The sequence below is a fragment of the Alteromonas sp. ABH4_456 genome (genome assembly GCF_056160645.1).
In genome coordinates this window covers 253,537-270,928 of the sequence record NZ_JBSWXO010000003.1, presented here as the reverse complement: position 1 = coordinate 270,928, position 17,392 = coordinate 253,537, and the positions used below count along the sequence as shown (strand labels likewise).

General features: G+C 48.5%; 16 protein-coding genes. 11 read left to right on the top strand and 5 right to left on the bottom strand.

Annotated features, from left to right (window positions below; genetic code table 11):
- The first annotated feature begins 8 nt into the window (after positions 1 to 8).
- Positions 9 to 1,205 carry an MFS transporter gene (locus ACXAG2_RS06500; protein ID WP_474865303.1) on the top strand — a complete coding sequence of 399 codons (1,197 nt, stop codon included), beginning with the start codon at positions 9 to 11 and terminating at the stop codon, positions 1,203 to 1,205.
- Here the strand turns inward: ACXAG2_RS06500 and ACXAG2_RS06495 are convergent.
- Together ACXAG2_RS06495 and tsaD are read right to left on the bottom strand one after the other, a co-directional pair.
- Entirely contained in the window at positions 1,180 to 2,403 is a 1,224-nt protein-coding gene (locus ACXAG2_RS06495; protein WP_474865300.1) for an alkaline phosphatase family protein, read from the bottom strand. The two genes, ACXAG2_RS06500 and ACXAG2_RS06495, sit on opposite strands and share 26 nt — an antisense overlap.
- A gap of 82 nt (positions 2,404 to 2,485) precedes the next feature.
- Positions 2,486 to 3,499, bottom strand: a complete 1,014-nt coding sequence (tsaD, locus tag ACXAG2_RS06490) for a tRNA (adenosine(37)-N6)-threonylcarbamoyltransferase complex transferase subunit TsaD (protein ID WP_303573749.1) — start codon at positions 3,497 to 3,499, stop codon at positions 2,486 to 2,488.
- A 252-nt stretch (positions 3,500 to 3,751) separates the two neighbouring features.
- Here tsaD and rpsU point away from each other — a divergent pair, with 252 nt between their 5' ends.
- The 10 genes from rpsU to tyrS all read left to right on the top strand — a co-directional run bounded on the left by rpsU (position 3,752) and on the right by tyrS (position 14,884).
- The gene (gene rpsU, locus ACXAG2_RS06485) at positions 3,752 to 3,967 is read left to right on the top strand and encodes a 30S ribosomal protein S21 (RefSeq protein WP_012517258.1); all 216 of its coding nucleotides are present in this window, start codon (positions 3,752 to 3,754) and stop codon (positions 3,965 to 3,967) included.
- A 123-nt stretch (positions 3,968 to 4,090) separates the two neighbouring features.
- Positions 4,091 to 4,537, top strand: a complete 447-nt coding sequence (locus ACXAG2_RS06480; protein ID WP_119500099.1) for a GatB/YqeY domain-containing protein — start codon at positions 4,091 to 4,093, stop codon at positions 4,535 to 4,537.
- 169 nt (positions 4,538 to 4,706) lie between these two features.
- On the top strand, positions 4,707 to 6,482 hold the full coding sequence (gene dnaG, locus ACXAG2_RS06475) for a DNA primase (RefSeq protein WP_474865296.1): 1,776 nt from the start codon (positions 4,707 to 4,709) through the stop codon (positions 6,480 to 6,482).
- Between the two features lie 294 nt (positions 6,483 to 6,776).
- Positions 6,777 to 8,618, top strand: a complete 1,842-nt coding sequence (gene rpoD / locus ACXAG2_RS06470) for an RNA polymerase sigma factor RpoD (protein ID WP_474865294.1) — start codon at positions 6,777 to 6,779, stop codon at positions 8,616 to 8,618.
- Between the two features lie 170 nt (positions 8,619 to 8,788).
- Complete coding sequence (locus ACXAG2_RS06465; protein ID WP_349584199.1) at positions 8,789 to 9,514, top strand: SHOCT domain-containing protein; 726 nt, start codon at positions 8,789 to 8,791, stop codon at positions 9,512 to 9,514.
- Between the two features lie 150 nt (positions 9,515 to 9,664).
- A complete protein-coding gene (locus ACXAG2_RS06460; protein WP_474865292.1) occupies positions 9,665 to 10,552 on the top strand; it encodes a LysR family transcriptional regulator in 888 nt (295 codons plus the stop codon).
- A 114-nt stretch (positions 10,553 to 10,666) separates the two neighbouring features.
- Positions 10,667 to 11,662: an N-acetyltransferase DgcN gene (gene dgcN / locus ACXAG2_RS06455; protein ID WP_474865291.1), complete on the top strand. Its 996-nt coding sequence runs from the start codon at positions 10,667 to 10,669 to the stop codon at positions 11,660 to 11,662.
- Complete coding sequence (dgcA, locus tag ACXAG2_RS06450) at positions 11,662 to 12,666, top strand: N-acetyl-D-Glu racemase DgcA (RefSeq protein ID WP_474865288.1); 1,005 nt, start codon at positions 11,662 to 11,664, stop codon at positions 12,664 to 12,666. The genes dgcN and dgcA overlap by 1 nt, the downstream gene beginning before the upstream one ends.
- A 68-nt stretch (positions 12,667 to 12,734) precedes the next feature.
- Entirely contained in the window at positions 12,735 to 13,514 is a 780-nt protein-coding gene (locus tag ACXAG2_RS06445; protein ID WP_474865286.1) for a response regulator transcription factor, read from the top strand.
- Positions 13,515 to 13,594: 80 nt separating this feature from the next.
- The gene (gene tyrS, locus ACXAG2_RS06440; protein ID WP_474865283.1) at positions 13,595 to 14,884 is read left to right on the top strand and encodes a tyrosine--tRNA ligase; all 1,290 of its coding nucleotides are present in this window, start codon (positions 13,595 to 13,597) and stop codon (positions 14,882 to 14,884) included.
- A gap of 67 nt (positions 14,885 to 14,951) precedes the next feature.
- On the opposite strand, the gene ACXAG2_RS06435 is transcribed toward tyrS, so the two are convergent.
- From ACXAG2_RS06435 to ACXAG2_RS06425, 3 genes are all read right to left on the bottom strand, one after another.
- A complete protein-coding gene (locus ACXAG2_RS06435) occupies positions 14,952 to 15,245 on the bottom strand; it encodes a putative quinol monooxygenase (RefSeq protein WP_303573757.1) in 294 nt (97 codons plus the stop codon).
- 21 nt (positions 15,246 to 15,266) lie between these two features.
- A complete protein-coding gene (gene dkgB, locus ACXAG2_RS06430) occupies positions 15,267 to 16,079 on the bottom strand; it encodes a 2,5-didehydrogluconate reductase DkgB (protein ID WP_474865281.1) in 813 nt (270 codons plus the stop codon).
- Between the two features lie 238 nt (positions 16,080 to 16,317).
- Complete coding sequence (locus ACXAG2_RS06425; protein WP_474865279.1) at positions 16,318 to 17,364, bottom strand: succinylglutamate desuccinylase/aspartoacylase family protein; 1,047 nt, start codon at positions 17,362 to 17,364, stop codon at positions 16,318 to 16,320.
- Positions 17,365 to 17,392: the final 28 nt, after the last annotated feature.

The window sequence follows — 17,392 nt, the reverse complement described above, 5'->3', positions numbered from 1 at the left end:
AAAACATCATGCATTTTCAGGCGCAAACCCGCTTGCAGTTCATCATTTTCATGCTGGTCTGTGCCGCGTTTACCAACATCTATATTACTCAACCGGTACTTCCTGTACTCCGTCAGGAGTTTAATACTGACCTGGTCATGGTGTCTTTCACGGTATCGGCAGTGGTGTTGGGCATAGCGCTGGCAAACCTGCCTTTCGGATTAATATCAGATAAATTTCCGGTTCGCCCCGTCATCGCAACAGGCGGAACCGCCATTGTTCTGTGCGGACTGATTTGTGCGGCCACAGACAACCTGAATGTACTGATTGCCGCAAGATTCGTACAGGGTATCTTCGTTCCGTCACTGACAACCTGTATCGTTGCCTGGCTTTCCCGCTCACTGCCCCCTGAAAAATTGAATGTTGTGATGGGTGCTTACGTGTCAGCCACCGTTGCCGGCGGTCTAGGCGGCCGGTTACTGGGTGGTTGGGCGTTTTCTCCGGAGCACTGGCGTTATGCATTTGTTGCAACCAGTCTGTTCACGCTCATTGCCTTTTCGCTGGCTCTGTACGGTCTTCCACGTGATAAGCGCGAAAAGTCTGACCCGAAAGCGCCCGCAGTCCGTTACATTCAACTTGTCAGGCAGTGGCCGCTTTTACGACTGTACCTGTGTGCGCTGAGCGGATTCGGCATCTTCTCATCAGTATTTAATTTTCTGCCTTTTCACCTTACTCAGCCGCCTTTTGCATTCACCACTGAAGACACCACCCTGCTTTATCTGGTGTATCTTACCGGCGTGATGATTGGTCCGGTGACAGGCAAGCTCAGTAACCGCATTGGCAGCGGCAACACCTTACTGACAGGTGCTGCTGTGCTGTGTGTTTCCCTGTTGATGTTGTTGCTTCCCTCGGTGCTGGCTGTCACTGCCGGGCTGATTTTACTGTGCGCAGGTTTTTTCACCATTCATGCCGCTGCTGTAGGTGCACTGAACAGTAAACTTACCGGCGGACAAGGCCGTGCTAATGCTCTGTACACACTATTTTACTATGTAGGAGGCTGGGCCGGTATCACCCTGTCCAGCCTTTTGTACAAGCATTTCGGATGGAATACGCTAGTAGGTGTACTGCTGGTTCTTCTGATCATTCCGGTAACCGCTGGGTGCTTCGAGCGACGCTTCAGCCCCCGCGGTGCGGGTCAGATTACTGCTCAGCCAGACCAAGATTAAAGGTGTCGCTGCCACTGTCTGTTTCAGGCACATATTCCAGCTTCATCAGCTTTGCCAGACCAGGATAAATTTCCAGGTTTTTCATCGGCGGTATGGTCGCCCCCTGTCTGAAATCAGGGCCTGCAGCAATAAAGGTGGCAGCCATGTCTTCCAGTGATGCATCAAAACCGTGAGCGCCTTTACCGTCGTGGGTGCTGTCGCTGACAAAGTAGCCCGGAGGCCGGATTTCCAGCATGATGTCGCCGGTACGCTGATCCCGTTCCATATGAACGCTGGCTCTGCGTGAATCGGACATCACCGAATAACGCCCTTTAGCAGCATCTTCTAAAGACGCCTTCAGCGTACTGATTTCCTGCTCCGTTGTGCCTTTTTTACCATAGATAAGTACCTGTGAACCGCGGGTCTCAACAGCAAACTTGTCGCTGATCCCAAGCTCAGCCTCTACCACCTTGCTTTCCTGGCGGATAGCCGTCATACCGTGATCAGACACCAGCACCAGGTTAACCGGGATATCCAGCTGTTTGATTCTGCCATAAAGCTGGCCAATCAGACCGTCTATGAGCTGAACAGCGTCGTAGGTTTCTTTAGCATCAGGCCCGAAATCGTGCCCTTGCGTATCCACCAGTGAAAAGTAGCCCGCAATGAAATGCGGACGCGATACTTCAGGTAAAGACAACCATTCGGTTATCTGATCAATTCTTCCCTGATAATCCGCATATTTAGAGTAGTGATAGTGATAAGACGGCAGATTGCCGTTAATTCTGGCATCAGATTCCGGCCAGAAATACGTAGCCGCCTTCAAACCGTTAAACTCCACCAGATTCCAGAAAGGCATACCAGATAACCAGGTCGAATCGCCGTGACCTTTTCCCATAGAATATCGGGCATAACTGTCTTTTACAGGGCGGGATTTGTCGTAAAAAGCGTTATTTACGATACCGTGGTGAACGGGCAATAAACCGGTGATTATAGAAATATGATTGGGAAATGTGCTGGACGGGTACACCGGAATCATCTTCTCTGCCCGTACCCCGTCTTTCGCAATTTGTGCAATATTGGCCGCGTTGTGTTTTTCCACATAATCGTGGCGAAAACCATCTATGGATATCATCACCACATAAGGCGTGTCATCCTTCGCCTGCACGCCGGTTGTCAGTACAGCCAGCAAAAGTGTTGCCCACAGTCCTTTTCGTTTCATTGTTTTTTCCGTCTTTTAATACTTGGCACAGTATAAAAGTGGACTATGACAACAACAATTCACTGACCGCAAAGTTCGCGACTTACACCGCGGGCAGAGAATCCAGTGGCCAGCGGGGTTTGGCGGCGGCGGATAAATCACAGAATTGTCCGGCCTTTAAGCGCTGCATGCCGGCATAGGCAATCATGGCGCCGTTATCGGTGCAAAAAGCAAGTCCCGGATAGAACACCTCGCCACGGAGTTCTTTCATCAGCGATTCCATGGACTCACGCAAATACGTATTGGCACTGACACCACCGGCAATGACCAGCCGCTTCAGACCGGTTTGTTTAAGCGCGCGCTTGCACTTAATGATAAGGGTATCAACAACAGCTTCCTGAAAGGCGAACGCAATATTCGCTTTGGTTTGTTCCGAGCCGTCGGCATCGCGGATGGTGTTAGCGGCAAAGGTTTTTAATCCGCTGAAGCTGAAATCCAGACCGGGGCGATCTGTCATCGGACGGGGAAATTTATAGTGTCCACCCTCACCTTTTTCTGCCAGCTTTGCCAGCAGCGGACCGCCAGGGTAATCCAGACCCAGTAACTTGGCGGTTTTATCGAAAGCTTCACCTGCAGCATCGTCGATGGACTCACCCAGCACTTCGTACTGACCAATCCCCTGCACATTCACCAGCATCGAGTGACCACCTGATACCAGCAGCGCTACAAAAGGAAACGCGGGAGCATTTTCTTCCAGCATAGGAGCCAGCAAATGCCCTTCCATGTGGTGTACACCCACGGCCGGTATATTCCATGCATAAGACAGTGCGCGACCTACGGATGAGCCTACTAATAATGCACCAACAAGGCCCGGTCCCTGAGTAAATGCGATGCCGTCCAGGTCTTCACCTTCAGTAGCCGCGTCTTTCAATGCTTTGCGGATCAGTGGTATGATCTTACGCACATGATCGCGGGATGCCAGTTCGGGAACCACACCACCATAGTCGGCGTGCAGTTTAACCTGACTGTATAATTCGTGGGACAACAATCCTTTTTCGTCATCATAAACCGCGATGCCCGTTTCGTCGCAGGATGTTTCGATACCCAGAATACGCATTGATAAACCTCTTTATGGTGGTGCAGGGCGGGCAAGTTTACCGTTATTCGTTCACCCTGAAAACGGTAAATGCGAGGATCGCGAATCAGATTCAGCTAAAAATCTGCGATCGCTGGTTAATTTATTAACACTACCGGCTTTACTTTCCCTTCAGAAAAGAATAGAATTTCGCACCATTTTTAACCCGGGTGTCGATTTATCGCACACTTTCACGCCCGGCTACAGTCTTGAAAATTTTGAGGTGAGAATTTAATGCCTATCGTTAAAGTTAGAGAAAACGAGCCGTTTGATGTCGCTCTTCGTCGTTTTAAACGCTCTTGTGAAAAAGCAGGTGTTTTGTCAGAAGTTCGTCGTCGTGAGTTCTTCGAAAAGCCTACTTGGGAACGTAAGCGTAAAAAAGCGGCTGCTAAAAAGCGTCATCTGAAAAAGCTGGCTCGCGAAAACGCACGTCGCGTAAAACTCTACTAAGATAGTGTTGGCTTAACAAAGGTGCCTTAAGGCACCTTTGCTGTCTCAGGACCACTGAAAAAGTGATTCCCGTCCTGCCCGCCCTGTCCTTCTGATAAGCCCGACATCAGGAAAGAAAATACTATGGCTTTAATTGACGATTTAAAAAACGCACAAAAAGATGCCATGCGCGCTAAGGAAAAATTGAAACTTGGCACAATTCGTATGGCACTGGCCGCCATCAAGCAAAAAGAAATTGATGAGCAAATCACTGTAGATGATACCGCCATTCTGGCTATCTTAACCAAAATGGTTAAGCAGCGTGCCGACGCGGCCGCCCAGTATGATCAGGCAAATCGTGATGATCTGGCCAGCACAGAACGTGCGGAAATCGTAATTTTAGAATCTTTCCTGCCACAACCGCTTACTGATGAAGAAGTGGCTGCTCTGATTGACGAAGCTATGGCTGCAACCGGTGCCACCGGCATGCAGGATATGGGTAAAGTCATGGGTGCATTGAAGCCAAAAGTTCAGGGTCGTACAGACATGGGCGCACTGAGTGGAAAAATCAAAGCGCGTCTGAACGCGTAACCCCCTGAGTCAGTTCAGATAGCCGTTTAAAAAGATCAGGCGCAATACGAAAAGGTTGCGCCTTCTTCTCTCCCTGATAAAGTAACCCACGTTTGCTGACCCTTCTGACGCTCAGGCACTGATCAGCTGTTACTGTTTCTGTTATATACCCGTAGGTTACATATACTGCATGTCCGGAAGAATTCCCCGCGATTTTATTGATGATCTGTTAGCCCGTACCGATGTTGTCGACATTGTGGACAGCCGTGTGAAACTGAAAAAAGCGGGTAAGAATTATCAGGCCTGTTGTCCGTTTCATAATGAAAAAACCCCGTCTTTTACCGTCAGTCAGGACAAGCAGTTCTATCACTGTTTTGGCTGTGGCGCTCACGGCAATGCAATCTCCTTTATCATGGAATTTGACCGGCTGGAGTTTGTAGAGGCGATTGAAGAGCTGGCACGGCTACACGGGTTAGAGATCCCGCGGGAACAGAGCAGCCGGCCTGCAATGACAGAAGAGAAGCGTCAGCAGCAACAGGATGACTATGCGCTGATGGAATCTGTCACCCGCTATTTTCAGCAGCAGTTAAGACAGCATGCCAACAGCCCCAAAGCAATTGACTACCTGAAAGGTCGCGGCTTATCCGGTGATATTGTGAAGCACTGGGAAATCGGCTACGCCCCGTCAGAATGGGATGGCGTACTGAAAACCTTCGGCACAGATCCCCAACGGGTTCAGCAGTTGCTGGATCTGAAACTGGTAAACAAAAATGATCGCGGCAAGACGTATGATTTCTTCCGTGACCGGATCATGTTTCCTATCCGCGATCGCCGTGGCAGAGTGATCGGCTTTGGCGGCCGGGTGCTGGATGACGGCGGCCCGAAATACCTTAACTCTCCGGAAACACGGATTTTCCACAAAGGCTACGAATTGTTTGGTTTTTATCAGGCGAAACAAAGCCAGCGCCATCTTGATAAAGTGGTGATAGTGGAAGGCTACATGGATGTGGTAGCGCTGAGCCAGTTCGATATCCATATTGCCACGGCAGCACTGGGCACGGCGACAACGCCGGAGCACCTCAGTATGCTGATGCGCACCACTTCCCACATTGTGTGCTGTTACGACGGTGACCGTGCCGGGCGTGAAGCTGCCTGGCGGGCACTTGAAAATGCATTACCCGCATTAAAAGATGGAGTGAAACTGACATTCCTTTTTCTTCCCGACGGTGAAGATCCGGATACCATGGTTCGCCAGACGGGCAAAGATACTTTTATGACATTACTCGATGACGCCATGCCCTTATCGCGGTTCTTCTTTGAGTCACTACTGAAACAACATGAAGTCGGCACGCCGGAAGGAAAAGTGGCGTTGAAAGCCGCTGCGCAGCCTTTGATAGACCAGGTACTGGGTGACAGTCAGAAAGCCATGTTGCAGGAAGAGCTGGCGAAACATGTGGGTGAATATGACCGCTTTCGTTTGCAGCAGGATATGCAACAGGCAAAGCAAAAGTCGTCAAAACCAAAGGACTCCCACTACACCCAACAAAAGACCCAAATATCGCCGGTCCGCACGATGGTGCGGTTACTGCTGGATAACCCGGCACTGGCTGCCAGACACACCCACTGCTCGCCGCAGGTACTGGCACAAAGTGGTGTTGCCGGTATCCACGTACTCATCGACATTCACGGGTATTGTTTAAATAATCCACAATCCACCACCGCCCAGGTCCTTGAAAACTTCCGTGACCATCCCCATTCTTCTGTCATCGCGAAGTTGCTGTTACAGGAACACCTGATTAAGGAAGATGACGCAGATACCGTGTATTGCGACAGTTTTGCAAAGCTGCTCGACTGGCATTTCGACAGCAGAATTGAGACGCTGATTTCACGGTCGCGTATGCAGCCGCTTTCTCAGGAAGAGAAAACAGAATTGACCTTATTGATGAAAGAACGTCAGAAGTCGTAGCTTACGAGGCCGCCGGATAAAGTTCTGGCGAAAAATCATGCTGAACGTCTGGTCAAAAATGGTGTCTTTCTGTTATACTGACTAATTCGCTGCAAGCAGACTTTATAGAAAACATCGGGCTTACCTTGATGCAATCTTGAGACGTATAAGATGCATAATTCAGGCCGAAATTACAATAGCCGATGTTCTGACAGGTGCGGTAACAAACGATAGCAAGCATGGACAAGACGGGATTTTTCCGGCTCTTGAACGTGCTTTTTTGCTTATTAATTCAATGTGAGAAGTGTAGGTTATATGGCTCAAAGCAAGCAGTCTCAGATTAAACTCCTGATTGCAAAAGGTAAAGAACAAGGTTACTTAACTTTTGCAGAAGTAAACGACCACCTGCCACAAGATATCGTCGATTCAGATCAGATCGAAGACATCATTAGTATGATCAACGATATGGGTATTCAGGTTTCAGAGTCCGCACCGGATTCCGATGAATTACTCATGCAAGAAACCACCGCTGATGAAGATGCCGCTGAAGCTGCAGCTCAGGCGCTGGCAACCGTAGAAAGTGAAATTGGCCGTACAACCGACCCTGTCCGCATGTACATGCGTGAAATGGGTACCGTTGAACTGTTGACCCGTGAAGGCGAAATCGAAATCGCCAAGCGTATCGAAGACGGTATCAACCAGGTACAGTGTTCTGTTGCAGAATACCCTGAAGCCATCACTTACCTGCTGGAACAGTGGGATTTATTTGAAGCGGAAGAAATTCGTCTTGGCGATATTATTTCCGGTTTCGTTGATCCTAACGAAGAGCAGGATCTTGCACCTACCGCTACCCACATCGGTTCTGAATTGTCAGCTGAAGAGTTAGACGACGAAGATGATGACGATGATGACGACGATGATGATGACAGCGACGAGGACGATAGCGGCGTTGATCCGGAAGTTGCCCGTGAAAAGTTCGGCAAGCTTCGTGAACAATACCTGAAAACCCGTGCTGTTATTGAAAAGCATGGCCGTTCAGACAAGAAATCCCGCGAAGAAATTGCCGTACTCAGCGAAGTGTTCAAAGAATTCCGCTTAGTACCTAAGCAGTTCGACCGCATGGTTAAAAACATGCGCGACATGATGGACAAAGTACGTATCCAGGAACGCCTGGTCATGAAGTACTGCGTTGTAAATGCAAAGATGCCTAAGAAAGATTTCATTAAGGCATTTGCTGGCAACGAAACCACTACAGACTGGTTAGAAGCTACGTTATCTTCAGGCGCGCCTTACACCGGCATGCTGCAAAACTACAAAGAAGATATCGAGCGTTCTGTCTCCAAGATGAACAGCGTAGAACAGGAAACTGGTCTGGTTATCGCTGACATTAAAGACATCAACCGTCGCATGTCTATCGGTGAAGCGAAAGCCCGCCGTGCGAAGAAAGAAATGGTTGAGGCGAACTTACGTCTGGTTATTTCAATCGCGAAGAAGTATACCAACCGTGGCCTTCAATTCCTGGATCTGATTCAGGAAGGTAACATCGGTCTGATGAAAGCGGTTGATAAGTTCGAATACCGTCGTGGTTATAAGTTCTCAACCTATGCAACATGGTGGATTCGTCAGGCGATCACCCGTTCAATCGCTGACCAGGCACGGACTATCCGTATTCCGGTTCACATGATTGAAACCATTAACAAACTGAACCGTATCTCCCGTCAGATGCTGCAGGAAATGGGTCGTGAGCCAACGCCGGAAGAATTGTCAGAACGTATGGCAATGCCGGAAGACAAAATCCGTAAAGTGCTTAAGATTGCGAAAGAGCCCATCTCCATGGAAACCCCCATCGGTGATGATGAAGATTCGCATCTGGGTGACTTTATCGAGGACAGCACAATTATTCAGCCCCTCGATTCAGCGACCGGCGGCAGCCTGAAAGACGCGACCCAGGAAGTACTGGCCGGTCTGACAGCCCGTGAAGCAAAAGTGCTGCGTATGCGTTTCGGTATCGACATGAACACTGACCACACGCTGGAAGAAGTAGGTAAGCAGTTCGATGTTACCCGTGAGCGTATCCGTCAGATTGAAGCGAAAGCATTGCGTAAACTTCGCCACCCAAGCCGTTCAGAGCAGCTGCGCAGCTTCCTGGACGAGTAAGACTTGCTGATAAGTTATCGTTAAAACAGCCACCTTCGGGTGGCTGTTTTGTTTCCGGCTTACTATACCCGGGTATGAAAGAACGTTAGCAAGTTCCCGCCCGCTTCCTTGTCAGTTTTGTATACTTGTTCCATATTTAATCAATTGTATTACTGAATAAGGAAGTGTCCGTGAACAAATTTTTATCGGCCTGTCTGGTCCTTGCAGGTTTATCTCTGGGGGGTTGCGCCACGTGGAATCCGCCCTCGCCTATGCTGGAAACAGAGGTATTTAAGAAGCTCGTCAGTATAAAGCCTGTGGAGCCGCAGGAAAAAATTTACCGGCAGTACGTGAGTGACGGTATTTACCTCCAATTCGAGCGCATGGACGAAAATAATATTATTTACGGCTGGTATACCTGTACCAACTGTAACTGGACCCGTTCTAAATTTCTCGCGCTGTATGACGGCAGCTACCTGTATATGACATACGGGCATCATGAGGAGTTTTTCCTCGAATCTCCTAAAGATGTCCGCCACCATCCGGAAAATTCACACTGGTCATGGAGTGTGATTGAAAAGTATCAGCTTGAAGGCCGGAACCTGATAAAGCTGGGTCAAATTCGTAAATGTGCGTCTGACAGCCCTCAGATCAAAGAATGGTCTAACGTGCCATGGGCCTACGATGGTGAAACAGATTGTCAGTTTGAAGCGAACGGCAGATACAGCAAAATTTTTGTCGCAACTATCGATGAAACCTTAACGGGTAAACGCAGTTCTATCGTGGGTGAGGCAGCAGACACGATTTCAACCGAAGTTCGTGCCAAACTCGCTACACTTAAAGAGCTTTTCGAAGAAGGGCTTATCAGTGACGCGGATTACGAAGAGAAACGTAAGGCACTTTTAGACCAGCTTTGAGTCATCCCTTATACTAACCTGCCGCACAATAGCACTTCCTTGCTGTTGCGCGGCCTCCCCTCCTGAGTTTTTTGTCTTCGTGACCTTGTCATCCCGCTGCGAATTTCATTAAATGGTTTGTCAGGCCTTTGCTGAACCAGGGAAAGTGATATGCGTTTGCGCCATATTGAAGTATTTCATGCCATTTATACCACCGGCTCCATTACCGGCGCTGCTAACTTACTGTATGTGTCTCAGCCATCGGTGTCTAAAGTACTGGCCCATGCAGAGCAACAGCTTGGCTTCGACCTTTTTCACCGCAACAAAGGCAAGTTAACGCCCACAGCGGAAGCAGAAATGATGTTTCCGGAAATCAGCAAAATTTATAAGCAACTGAATACGGTTAAGCAGCTTGCCAATAATATTCAACGGGGACGCAGTGGCATCATCAATATTGCTGTTACTCCTGCGCTGGGTTTCGACGTGCTTCCCCAAACCATGGCAATGTTCCGCCGGCAACATCCGGATGTTGCCCTGAATATTAAAACCGTACACAACCAGGAAGCGCTGCAAACCCTGCTGGCGCACAAATGTGATGCCGCCGTACTGTTTTCATCTCCCGAATTGCCCGGTGTGGCAGAACGTCAGCTATGTGAACAGGAAATGGTAGTGATGTATCCCAGACAAGCTTTCAACGAAGCGCCGGAAACACTGACCATCAGTGATTTACAAAACCTGGACATTATCGGGATCTGGGAAAGCGGACCGTTAGGAGAAATGGCCTGGCGTCACATAGAACAGTCCGGCCTGGATATTAAAACGCAAATCCAGGTGGATACCTATTACATCGCCGCGCGGCTGGTTGATGCAGGTCTGGGATGCTGTATTGTTGACAGACTGACCGCTGAGGGTAATCAGACAGAAAAAACCGGTATTGCCCGGTTCGCCCCTTCATTAACGTTCACCGTAAAAGCGCTTTCTCTGGACAGCCGTCCGGTATCCAAACTGTGTGAAAGTTTCCTCGGTACACTGTCCGACACTATCGTGCGGATAACCTGACGTTATACCCTTGCCAAAAGTTACTACTTATCACCGGCTCTCCGGCCTTTTACACTGCCTGAAATAACACACTGACCTTACAGTGATTTCTTCTCAGAATTTTCAGGATGCACTATGGTACTTACTCCTCCTTATTTGCTTTTCATTGGCAACGCCACCGATCCGCTCAGTATAAAAATGGCAAAGAGCGTGGCAGACTGGAATCCTGAAGCCTGCATCGGTGAATACCGCTTGCCGGGTTGCGAGGTCACCACCGGCTGCCCGTCAATGACTATTGATGAGGCGGTCGATGCCGGCGCCAACACTTTTGTGCTGGGCTTTGCAAACAGCGGCGGTTTTATTGATGAAGCGTGGGTTCCTACAATCGTAGAAGCCATTGAAGCCGGCATGCATGTTGTCAGCGGCCTGCACGATAAACTTACCAGTATCCCCGCCGTGGTGGAAGCCGCGCAGCGTTGTGACCGCCAGCTCATTGATATCCGTCATCCCACAGCCCGCTTCAAGACAGGCAAAGGTATCAAACGTACAGGTAAGCGTCTGCTTACAGTTGGTACCGACTGCTCTGTGGGCAAAATGTACACTTCACTGTGTCTGACCAGAGCGCTGGAAAAAGCCGGTCAGAAAGCGACTTTCCGTGCTACCGGGCAAAGCGGCATTCTGGTTGCCGGTGAAGGCGTCGCTATCGACTGTGTGGTAGCAGATTTCATATCCGGTGCTGTGGAAACACTCAGCCCTGACAACGACGAAGACCACTGGGATATTATCGAGGGACAAGGCTCCCTGTCCCATCCGGCCTTTGCCGGTGTCAGTTTAGGGTTGTTGCACGGCTCCCAACCTGATGCACTGGTGATCTGCCATGCGCTGAACCGTTCACACATGCGGGGGTTACCTCACTATCCCCAACCAACGCTGGAAGCCGTCATTGAAATGACTGTAAATGCTGCCAGATTAACGAATCCTGACGTGAAAGTTGTTGGCATTGCAGTGAACACATCCAGTGTCAGTGCAGCTGAAGCAAAGGCGTACTGTGAAGAAACGGCTTCAAAACTCGGCTTACCGTGTACCGACCCGGTACGTTTTGGTGTCAGTGATATTATCGGGAACCTCTGATGGCATTAACTATTACAATTCAACACGAACGTTTTCCGCTGGCGCAGGTGTTTCGCATTTCCCGGGGAGCCAAAACAGCAGCCGATGTGATACACGTGTCAGTGAGTGACGGCGAGCATACCGGATTTGGCGAATCCGTGCCCTATGGCAGGTATGGCGAGTCCATCGAATCGGTTACGGCCCAGTTAGAACAGGTCAGGGCCAGCATTGACAGCCTTGAAGATCATGCAGCACTACCGGAATTGCTGCCAGCCGGCTCTGCCCGCAATGCGCTGGATTGTGCCCTGTGGGACTTAACCGCAAAAGTAACCGGCAAACCGGTGTCGGAACTACTTGATTTACCCGTTACGCCACATTGCTTTACCGCACAAACTATCAGTGTGGATACTGTCGAAAATATGCAGGCGTCTGCGCGTAAACTCAAAGGCGCGCCAATAATCAAAGTGAAGCTGGACCCCGATGCCGTTGTTGACAAGATCCGCGCTATTCACGAAGTCACGCCGGAAAGCCGGCTGATTGTAGATGCTAACGAAGGCTGGACCATCGAAGACTTGAAAGCCGTGGCTGAGCCGCTGAAAGCCTGCAATGTTGTACTCATTGAGCAACCCATACCGGCAGAGAACGATGACGTGCTTGAGTATTATGAATGCCCAATTCCACTTTGCGCCGACGAGTCCTGCCATACGTCAGCCGGGCTGGACGTATTGCGCAAACGCTATCAGAGCATCAACATCAAGTTAGATAAAACCGGCGGTCTCACCGAAGCTGCCGCTCTGTACAAAGCCGCAAGAGCAATGGATTTCTCTGTCATGGTAGGTTGTATGGTAGGCACGTCGCTGGCAATGGCGCCGGCTTATTTGCTGTGTGACGGCGCTGACTTTGTCGATCTCGACGGCCCTATCCTCATTGCACAGGACAGAGAAAACGGCTTCTGTTTCGACAACGGCAAAATGTGGCAACCCGATACGTTTTTGTGGGGCGGAGTGAATAGTCAGGAAGCCTAGCAAACGTTGCGAAAAATCTCCTGTAGTCATACACTTCCGGCATGCGGGATTTATCATTTAACTCACTAATGGCAGAGACAATCTCTGCCATTCATTCAGTCAACTTCGCTGCAACGTTAACAACGTTGCTTGACGCAATGCTGGAATTCGACTCTGTTGTGATTCTGGGCTGCCGGAACGACAAACACCCGGTTTATCTTCACGACTCCCTTAAAGATAACCGCGACCTTCTGTTCGAACTTTATCTCAAATCCTCTTTCAATAAAGACCCGTTTTTCAGGTACTTCAGCAAGCGGAAAAAAAGTGGCGTTTTTATGCTTAGCGATTTGAATATAGATCGCACGGACTACAACTCTTATTGCAGACATTTTTATCATCAGACTGGCTGGAAGGATGAGCTTGGCATGATGATTAATGTTTCTGACAGTAAGTCAGTTCTGTTTTGTTTTGGCTCAATCAGGAAGGCTACCCGTTTTACCCGTCAGAACACAGAGTTACTTACACGACACTTCACCGTTATCGAGGCTATTTGTCAGAAGCACTGGGGACAAACAGAGTTCATTTTTTCAGAAAGCGTCTATAACCCGACTCAACAAACGGACAATATGCGTCAGTTAATCTCATCCGCGCTGGCAACTTTCGGACAGTCAATACTCACTCCCAGGGAACAGGAAATCTCCATGTTGATTGCAAAAGGTTGTGATTCTAAGGAAATCGCTGTTGCTACCGGTATTTCTGAGGGAACAGTAAAAAATCACCGGAAACGAATCTATAAGCAGTTAAACGTCAAATCTCTGAGTGAGTTTTTCCAGCTGTTTCTTAATCACCTCATTACGCACGCTAAATAACGTTCTGTCCCTTTAGGGATATTCTGTAGATAAGTCCATTCCAGTACGCTCGCCTTATTAAATTGAAAGGCAGGTTATCAATGATGAATATCTTCAATGATCTAAATGACAGAGGATTGATATCCCAGACAAGCGATGTTGCAGAACTGCAAAACCTATTCGAGTCGCCGCAGACGATTTACTGTGGTTTTGACCCTACTGCAGGCAGTTTACACATAGGTCATCTGGTACCGCTTATTATGCTCAAACGTTTGCAGAAAGCTGGTCATAAAGTGATAGCGCTGATCGGCGGAGCCACAGGAATGATAGGCGACCCGAGCTTTAAAGACAGTGAGCGTACTTTAAATTCTGCAGAGCAAGTCGGTGAATGGGTTGAAAGGCTTGGTATTCAGATTAAAGAACTGGTGGGGGAGCCTATCCTGATTGAAAACAATGCTGAGTGGTTTAGATCAATCAATATCATTGACTTCTTTCGGGACACTGGCAAGCACTTTTCGGTTAACGCTATGCTGAAACGTGACTCAGTAAAAAAGCGTTTACAACGTGCTGAACAAGGAATATCGTTCACAGAGTTCAGCTATGCGTTGTTACAAGCGCATGACTTTGCAGAACTAAACCGTCGCCACCAGTGCAAGCTGCAGATTGGTGGAAACGATCAGTGGGGAAATATTTTAGACGGTATTGATCTGACCCGCAGGCTCAATCAATGCAGAGTTTCCGGAATGACACTGCCTCTGATCACAAAAGCTGACGGCACGAAGTTCGGTAAAACGGAATCTGGCACGATTTGGCTTGACCCGGACAAAACCTCTGCTTACCGCTTCTTCCAGTTTTGGCTCTCAGTAGATGACAAAGACGTTTATAACCTGCTTCGCTATTACACATTTCTGAGCACAGAGGATATTGCAGCCATTGAGCTCGCAGACAAAACGCGAGGCAATAAACCTGAAGCACAGCAAATTCTGGCGAAAGAAGTGACAGCATTAGTACACGGCCAGGCGTCTCTTGAAAGCGCTATAAGAATTACTTCAGCTTTGTTTTCCGGAGAGGTAAATAAGCTGTCACTATCAGAAATCAGACAGCTGGAAATGGACGGCCTGCCACTCGTGAAAACTCTGCAGCAAGAGCTTGTACTATTACTCACCCTGACCGGACTTGCGTCTTCCCGGCGTGAGGCCAGGGAACTTATTGCCTGCAATGCCGTTAGTGTGAACGGGAAAAAAGCGTCATCTGATACCAGCTCTGTTGGTCAGCCACTCTTCAACACATACTGGATTTTACAAAAAGGTAAAAAGCAATTTTGTTTAATCAAAAGAGAGAGCGAGGACAGCACAGAAAGAATGATGCGTGTCGCCAGCCCCGCACAATAAACAGAGCGTCACTACTGACGAAACTCCGGATATAAAGGCCTGTCTAGCAAGCCAGGCCTTCAAAGTTTTATGAATGCAGCGTATATACGTGCATAGTGACGTCTTTAATAAGGCCTTCCGACACTTCCTGAAACGCAGTGAAATGAGGCAATGTCATATGGTCATCAAGTGCCGCCTGAGACGTCCACTGCTCCATCACCAGCACTTCCACTTCTTCGTCAACTTCACGTAACCCAAGATCATACTGAATACAGCCTTCTTCCTTTCGTGAGTGTTCCTGCAACGTTTCAAACAACGCGGTCACTTTCGCTGCATCACTCAGCGATGTCCTTGCGGTGGCAATTACACATACAGTCATCATCAGTTCCTTTTTTGTCAGGGATTAATCCCACTCAGGTGAAAAGTCCGGCGTCGCTTCACGTTCATTGCGGTTTAATTTGTCGATGGCATCCATGTCTTCGATAGCAAGAGTCAGCGATGCCCCTTTAAGGTTTGTCGCCAGATTTTCCCGCTTAGTCGATGACGGGATGGTCGCCAGACCGTGCCCCAGTTCCCATGCAATCACTACTTCGGCGGGTGACACTTCATACTTCTCAGCAATTTGTATCACCGTTTCGTCTTTCAACACTTTGCCCACAGCAAACGGCATATATCCTGTGATATGAATATCATTTACCGTACAGTATGCACGCAGCTTGTCGTTAGTTAAATGCGGGTGTACCTCTACCTGATTGGTAAAAATTTCCCCTTTTCCTAAAATCTGCTGCGCTTCTTCCAGGTGGGCAATCGTAAAGTTAGATACCCCGATATGTCTGGTCAGGCCCTGCGCTTTCGCTTTCGCCAGTTCACCCAGATACTCCTCCATGGACTCGCCGTTCTCAGGGGAAGGCCAGTGGATCAGCAGCAGATCAACATAACTAAGCTGTAATTTCTCCAGACTTTTCTTCACACTGGGCAGAAAGTCCTTGCTGTTCAGCTTGTTATTCCACACTTTGGTAGTGACAAATAATTCGTCTCTGTTAATACCACTGTCTTTCAACGCACGGCCTACCGCTTCTTCATTTTCATAAATTTGCGCGGTGTCGATATGACGATAACCGACCTCCAGTGCATCTTTCACACTGTTGTATGCCACGTCGTCTTTTAACCGGAAAGTACCCGCGCCTAACTGAGGCATGGATGAATGGGATTCCATAAATTGCTCCTTCATGTGCTATGAAATGAGTATTGGGATGAAAATACTCAATCTTTACGATTTACGACTGAATTCAGATTAAGCAGGTTCAGTCGCAGAAAAATGAAGCGCAGTGTGGGGGATATTTTAATTAACAAAAAGAGTAATAGTGACAAAATACCTTTGTCTGAAATGATAGAGATATCATACCTGCTACTGTTTCTGTTACTGTCATTTTTGTCAGGAAAGGGTTTGTCTCTTATTGCAGAATACCAATCGTCACGGCTGATTGCCCCTCTTTGATAGCCGGCATCTCATTAATCATCATCACGGTACCCGATACTGGCGAGGAAATGGTTTCTACCACATTTCCGAAGTAGTCCGTGACCTTGCCCAACGACGTGCCTTTTTCAACCTTTGCACCAATTTTTACGCCAGGCAGAAAGAAGCCGGTATGATGACTTTTCGCCGAAGTCAGTGTTTCATAAATTACAGGCTCTGCATGCGGACCCGGCTCCCCCGGTAACATCTCTAAGAAATACAGCGCATTCCGTGATACCTGAACAGCATACCCGACCGATTCTTCCGTGTACTGACCCAAGTGTCCGATTTCAGTGGTAAGTCCGGGCACGCCTCTTGTCATTGCCGTATTGGGAAATGAAATAGAATTGTCAGGGTCGCGGGGTCTGTCGCCATACATCACGATGTGTTGCATACCGGTGGCTTTAGCAAATTCAAAAGTTAGATCATCAAGTACTTTGTTACCCACAAATGGCGAATAGACATGATCCAGTAATTGTTGATTAGCGCTGCCTGAATGCATATCAATGAAGTAGTCCGCTTTTACAACAAATTCTTTGGTTAAGAAGTCTGCGATTTGCTCAGTCGGCGTGCCACCGGCGCTACCCGGAAATTCACGATTGAGGTTTTTATTGTCCTTAGGGTTTAAGGCTATGCGATTGGCATGAAAGCCATCAATGTTCGAAAGATGAAGCAGAACCAACGTACCGGAAAGCTCACCGGGCCTGACCTCTTCACGTAATTTTTGCAACGCAAACATAGACGGAAATTCATCACCATGCGTGCCGGCGGCCAGAAGTAATACAGGCCCCTCTTTCTTACCGTTAATGACTGTGACCGGCAGAGCGATATCTTCCCTTGTCGCCATGAAGGACTTTTTTTCACCGGCCTGAGTTGTTATTCCGGCAAGTTCAAAACCGTCTTTAGCCAGAACGCCAGCGCTAATGAAATAAGAAAAAAAGAATAACACTGTCGCAATGCCAGTACGCAATGTAGTTAAGTGCATGAAAATACTCTGAAGTAGTTGAATAACA